General features: G+C 40.0%; 2 protein-coding genes. Both read right to left on the bottom strand.

What is annotated here, in order from left to right:
- Positions 1-2,507, bottom strand: a 2,507-nt coding sequence (locus ACEXOE_RS23630; protein ID WP_394751354.1) for a non-ribosomal peptide synthetase, incomplete at its 3' end; no start/stop codon positions are given.
- On the bottom strand, positions 2,504-6,205 hold a 3,702-nt coding region (locus tag ACEXOE_RS23635), incomplete at its 5' end, for an amino acid adenylation domain-containing protein (RefSeq protein ID WP_394751355.1). The genes ACEXOE_RS23630 and ACEXOE_RS23635, both read right to left, overlap by 4 nt.

A 6,205-nucleotide genomic window follows, 5' to 3' on the forward strand; every position in this document is an offset into this window, starting at 1 on the left:
ATACGGCCCATGAACTCTATCGTGCCGTCAACAAGCCATCGGCCCAGATCACCCGTGCGGTACATCAGGTCCCCTTCCGAATAGGGGTTCGAAACGAACTTCTCAGAGCTCAGACCCGGACTGTTCAGGTATCCACGGGCCAGGCCGTCACCGCTTATGCAGATCTCCCCAACAACGCCTATCGGACAAAGACTATCCCCCATGCCCAATATATAGATACGTGTATTGGATATAGGGCTACCAATGGGTATAGTATTAAGTTCTTCGTCTATAGTAAGCACTTGTTTATATGAGGAAAATGTAGTCCCTTCAGTAGGTCCATAAACATGGACCAAATTAATATGTGGGTATTGTAGTTTGAATTGGGCAACATGATCAAGAGAAACTCTTTCACCGCCAAAAAGAATATCTTTTACTCGACTCAATTTCATCAAGTTACTATCCACCATAGCATTGAACAATGCTGTTGTCAGAAAAAATATCGAAACATTGTGTTGTTCGATAACTCTATTCACTTCATGAAAATCCAGAAAAGTCTTCTTTGGTGTAATAACCAATTTCTTTCCATTCAACAAAGTTCCAAAAATGTCAAATATTGAACCATCAAAAGAAAAATCTGAAAAGCTCAATATGCAGCTATCTTCTGATAAACTGACATAATTTGGTGCAATTGCAAGTTTATTCACACTTCTATGTTCTACCATGACCCCTTTTGGCTTGCCCGTGGAGCCCGAGGTGTAAATGACATAGGCAAGGTTCTTTGGACCGATCACAGAGGGGAGGTTCTCACCGCTGAGCGAATCCAGCTCCTCCCTGCAAAGGGAAAGCTCGTCACTATCGATCAGCACCTTACAGGCGCTGTCCTCCAGCATGTAGCCGATGCGGTCCTCCGGATAGTCCGGGTCGATCGGGACATAGGCCCCGCCAGCCTTCAGTATGCCCAGTATGCAGACCACCACCCAATCGCTGCGCTCCAGGCAGATCCCCACCATGTCCTCCTTCCCGATACCGTGACGGTCCCTTAGGTAACGGGCCATCCTGTTCGAGGATTCGTTGAGCTCTTGGTAGGTAATCCTTTTGTCCCCGAACACCAGGGCGGTCCCTTCCGGCCTTTTATCCACCTGCTCCCCGAAGAGGTCGATGATCGTTCTCTCCCTTGGGTAATCGGCGGCCGTATCGTTAAAGGTCTCCAAGAGCTCCCTCCGCTCTTCCGCCCCAAGGTACTCCAAACGGTACAGCGGAAGCGAGGGGTTTTCTATTACGGATGGGATCAATCGTTCAAAATAGTATTTAATCTGCTTTATAAAGCTCGTTTTGTAAGCGTTACCATTGTAAGCGAAATTTATGTCAAAGACTTTTCCTGGGTGAATTATAATTGATAAGTCATAATTCGTTTGTTCAAAAACCTCGGTAGATAATAGTTCTATAGGATTATCTTTAAAAGCCACATCTTGATCAGGGTAATTTTCAAAAACCATAATATGGTCAATAAACTCTTTACCGACTCCAGTATTTGATTGGATTTGGGATAATGCTGTATAATGATGGTTTATCCCTTTAACAAAATCATCTTTGATCTCTTTGACCAACTGTTCAAAAGTCATATTCTGGGAAAACCTAACCCGAACTGGAATAGTATTGATAAATAGTCCTATCATATCTTCTATCCCAGAAATTTCAGGTGGTCTTCCGGAAACTACAGCTCCAAAAAGAGTATCATCACTATTACTAAAAATCTTTAAAAGAACCGACCATATGGATTGAAAAAAAATATTTTCTGTTATTTCCAAATCTGCGCATAACGTCATGATATTGTTTTTCAACTGTCCACTTATTTCCAGTTTTTCACTCTTAAGATCGTTATCTAAACTTGTTTTATGCCCTACTGATCTATTAAACAAATTAGTATTTTCATAACCCGACAAGTAATTTTTCCAGTACTGGATAGACGTATCTTGATTAACATTCTCTAACCATTTAATATAGTTGACATAAGGATATGCTTTTTTTAAAATTGGCTTTTCGTTATGAACATTACAAGAATAGATATAAAAAAACTCTTGTAATAGTAATCTCAGGCACCATCCATCCATTAAGATATGATGGAAGCTCCATACAAATTCATAAACATTATCATCCAATCGTATTAAAGAAAGTCGTAATGGAGAAACTTTATTAAGATCAAAAGGTGTACCTCGATCTAATTCTCTGAATTCTTTTAAAGAAAATTCGGGATTTTGACTAGCGTCAATGTAATTTAGCGTTACATCTACTTCCTTTTTTACGGCCTGTAAAACTTCTTCGGCCAATTCATGTGTAAAGAAAGTTCTCAGAATAGCATGCCTAGATACCAATACTCTGAAACTTTCTTTAAGTTCTTCTATTTGCAATGCCCCTTTTAAGCCATAACTATATTGTTCAAAATAAATCGTAGCTTCTGGCGAATGCAGCCAATGAAAATAAATTCCTTCCTGTAAAGGGGATAATGGATATACGTCTTCTATCATTCCTTTTTACTTAATTTTAATAATTGTTCCATATTCAGGCCCTTGTAGGTCAAATCTACCGGAGTGATATGGGTTTGTGTATCTTTTGAGGTAACCTCTATAATTTCTTCGAGTTTTTCTTTCATTACCTTTAGAATATGGGAAATGGTTGTTTCTTGATACTGACAAGTACTATATATCAATGAACTTTTCATTTGACCATCTAAGACGACCGTCGATAGTTCTAATACACTATCTCTCTTTCTTTGTGGCGAAGTAGGTGTTCCATGATTTCGGGAATCTATTGCGAATACCGCTTTAGAACCACCATTATTTTCTGTATTAAGTTGACTGTCAAATGTCCCTAAGTAATTAAAAATAATCTCGGGCGTATTCACATATGATTTTCCTAAAATATGCCTAAGCATTCCATAACCAATACCTTTATTCGGAACGCGATGCAATGTTTCTTTCGTCTGAATCAATTGCCTTGGAACATCTTCTGCAAAAGATAAATCAACAATGACCGGGTATAAGCTTGTAAACCACCCAATGGTCCTAGAAACATCTATATTCTCTGAAATAACTTCCCTTCCATGGCCTTCCATTAAAACTACTAATCTGTCAATTTCGAAAATTTGATGAAGCGCTAGACCGAATGCGGTCATTAAAGCATCATTAACATCCGTATTGTACGTTTTCCCTGTATTGGTCAGTAATTGTGTGGTGTGAGCTTCGCTAAGTACAAAATCTTGTGATGAAGAATCTTTATGCAAATTAGATCCTTTAGGAAAATCCATTGGTAGGGATGACCATCTTGAATTTTCGGTTTTATCCCAATATTCAATTTCTTTCCGTAAAGTACTACTATTGGCATATTCAATTTGCTCTTGCATCCAATATAAAAAAGAATGGGTTTTCAGCGGTAACTTATAAGGAGAGTTGGATATATGTCCCTCATATAAATTGGTGAAATCTTCAAATAAAATTCTCCAAGAAACACCGTCGATTACCAAGTGATGGACGACGAAAAGCAAACGATCTTCTATTTTTCCTTTAAATAAAACAGCCTTAAAAAGGGAGCCATTGGTTAAATCCATACTTGATTGTACCAAATTACATTTGGACATTATAAGTTGATCATCAGCATCGGGTACTATCTCTAAATAATCATCACTACTTTCTTCCCTGTTTTCCTGTATCCAATTTTCATTTTCTTTATAAAAAACCATTCTCAATGCATCATGATGAGATACAATTTCGTTTAAACAGATTTTTAGTGCCTCCTCGTCAATCCTGTTTTTGCTGACAAGCATTACTGATTGATTGAAGTGGTGTTTATCAATAAATTTATTCTCTAAGAAAAACCTTTGAATTGGGCTTAAGGGAATAAGACCATGCACCTCTTTTTGGTCTATACTATGATCATCTCCTGTAAATGATACATGAAGGGCTAAGTCTTCAATAATTGGATATAACAATATATCTTCTATACTTGTGGTATAACCAAACTTCTTCAATTTTGACACTACCAATATGGATTTTATAGAATCTCCTCCTAGATCAAAAAAGTTTTGATTTACTCCAATTTTATCAATTTTCAGTATTTCCTTGTATACAGAAACCAAAATGCTTTCAAGTTGGTTTCTTGGCAGAAGATATTCTTCTTCTATTTCAGTATGCGAACCTTTTAATTCTTTTAATTTCTTTTTGTCCGTTTTACCGCTTGTTGTCAATGGAAGTTTTTCAAGTTGAATAAACTTTGAAGGAATCATATAGCTTGGTAGTATACTTGATAAATAATTGCGTATATCCCTACTTATCAATTGCTCTCGTGCTACTATGTATGCTACAAGATCCATAGTTCCTGCTGGGTCTTCCATAGCAAGGACCACTGAAGAAGTTATTGGATAATATCCCTGTAATGCTGATTCAATCTCTCCGAGCTCGATACGGTAGCCACGGACCTTGACCTGATCGTCCAATCGTCCTAAGAACTCAATGTTTCCATTGGGAAGCCATCGTCCAAGATCTCCCGTTCGATACATTCGTTTTCCTTTATGAAAGGGATTGTCTACAAACTTCATCTTAGTAAGCTCTGGCCTATTAAGATAACCTCTTGCCAATCCTATACCTGAGATACAAATTTCTCCCGGTACGCCAATCGGCATTAATGCATTTTCGCTACCTAGAATACTTATAAATGTATTGGATATGGGCATTCCTATTGGAATGATTGTTTGTTCTTTTTCGACAATTTCATAATGTGTCACATCTATCGAGGCTTCTGTTGGGCCATATAAATTGTAAATGGGAATGTCTAAATGGGCAAACCATTTTTTTGTTGTTTCTATAGTTAAAGCCTCTCCACTAGCTATAACCTTATTGACACTTTTGAGATTTTCCTTGTCGAAATCATTATTATCCAGAACAGTAATAAATGCATTTAACATACTTGGAACAAAATGCAAACAACTTATTTTTTCTTTTTTTATGAGTTGGGCAATCCTAATTGGAGAACTTGGGTCATCTTTATGACACAAAATCATTTTGCATCCCCACCCCAATGGCATAAATAATTCCCAAACAGATACATCAAAGGTATAATTGGTCTTTTGTAGTATAATATCTTTAGGAGAGAAGTTATATGTATTCCACATCCATTCAATCCTGTTTATGATTCCTTCATGTTCTACCATGACCCCCTTTGGCTTGCCCGTGGAGCCCGAGGTGTAAATGACATAGGCCAGGTTCTTTGGACCGATTACAGAGGGGAGGTTCTCACCGCTGAGCGAACCCAGCTCCTCCCTGTAAAGGGAAAGCTCATCACTATCGATCAGTACCTTACAGGCGCTGTCCTCCAGCATGTAGCGGATGCGGTCCTCCGGATAGTCCGGGTCGATCGGGACATAGGCCCCGCCAGCCTTCAGTATCCCCAGTATGCAGACCACCATCCAATGGCTGCGCTCCAGGCAGATCCCCACCATGTCCTCCTTCCCGATACCGTGACGGTCCCTTAGGTAACGGGCCATCTTGTTCGAGGATTCGTTGATTTCCTGGTAAGTAAACTTTTTGTCCCCGAACACCAGGGCGGTCCCTTCCGGCCTTTTATCCACCTGCTCTTCGAAGAGATCGATGATCGTTCTCTCCCTTGGGTAATCGGCGGCCGTATCGTTGAAGGTCTCCAAGAGTTCCCTCCGCTCTTCCGTCCCAAGGTACTCCAAGCGGTCCAGGGGGAGGGAGGGGTCCGATACGGCAGATCCCATCAATCGCTCAAAATGCCCCAGCATGCGCTCGATCGTAGAGCGGTCATAGATATCCGCATTGTATAAAATATCTAAATCGATTACATCATTGATTTCCCTGAACTCAAAACTCAAATCAAATTTGCTTGTATAATTTTTTCCGTCATCATATGGGGTAATTTTAAGCCCCTCCGGAATATTCGTATTTTCTTCAGCCTTGATATCATCATTATTATGGAGTATAACCATCACATCAAAAAGCGCATTCCTGCTCATGTCCCGTTGAAGGTCCAATTGGTCCACCAGTTCGTCAAAGGGGTACGACTGGTGCTCGAAGGCCCCCAGCGATACCTCGCGCACATCTGACAACAGCTCCCCGAAGCCGGACCCGCCTGCGAAACGCGTACGCAGCGCAAGCGTGTTCACATAGAAGCCGATCTGGTCCTCCAGGTCCATGTGCGATCGACCCGCTAT

This window comes from Spongiimicrobium salis, from assembly GCF_043678055.1.
Lineage (GTDB): Bacteria > Bacteroidota > Bacteroidia > Flavobacteriales > Flavobacteriaceae > Spongiimicrobium > Spongiimicrobium salis.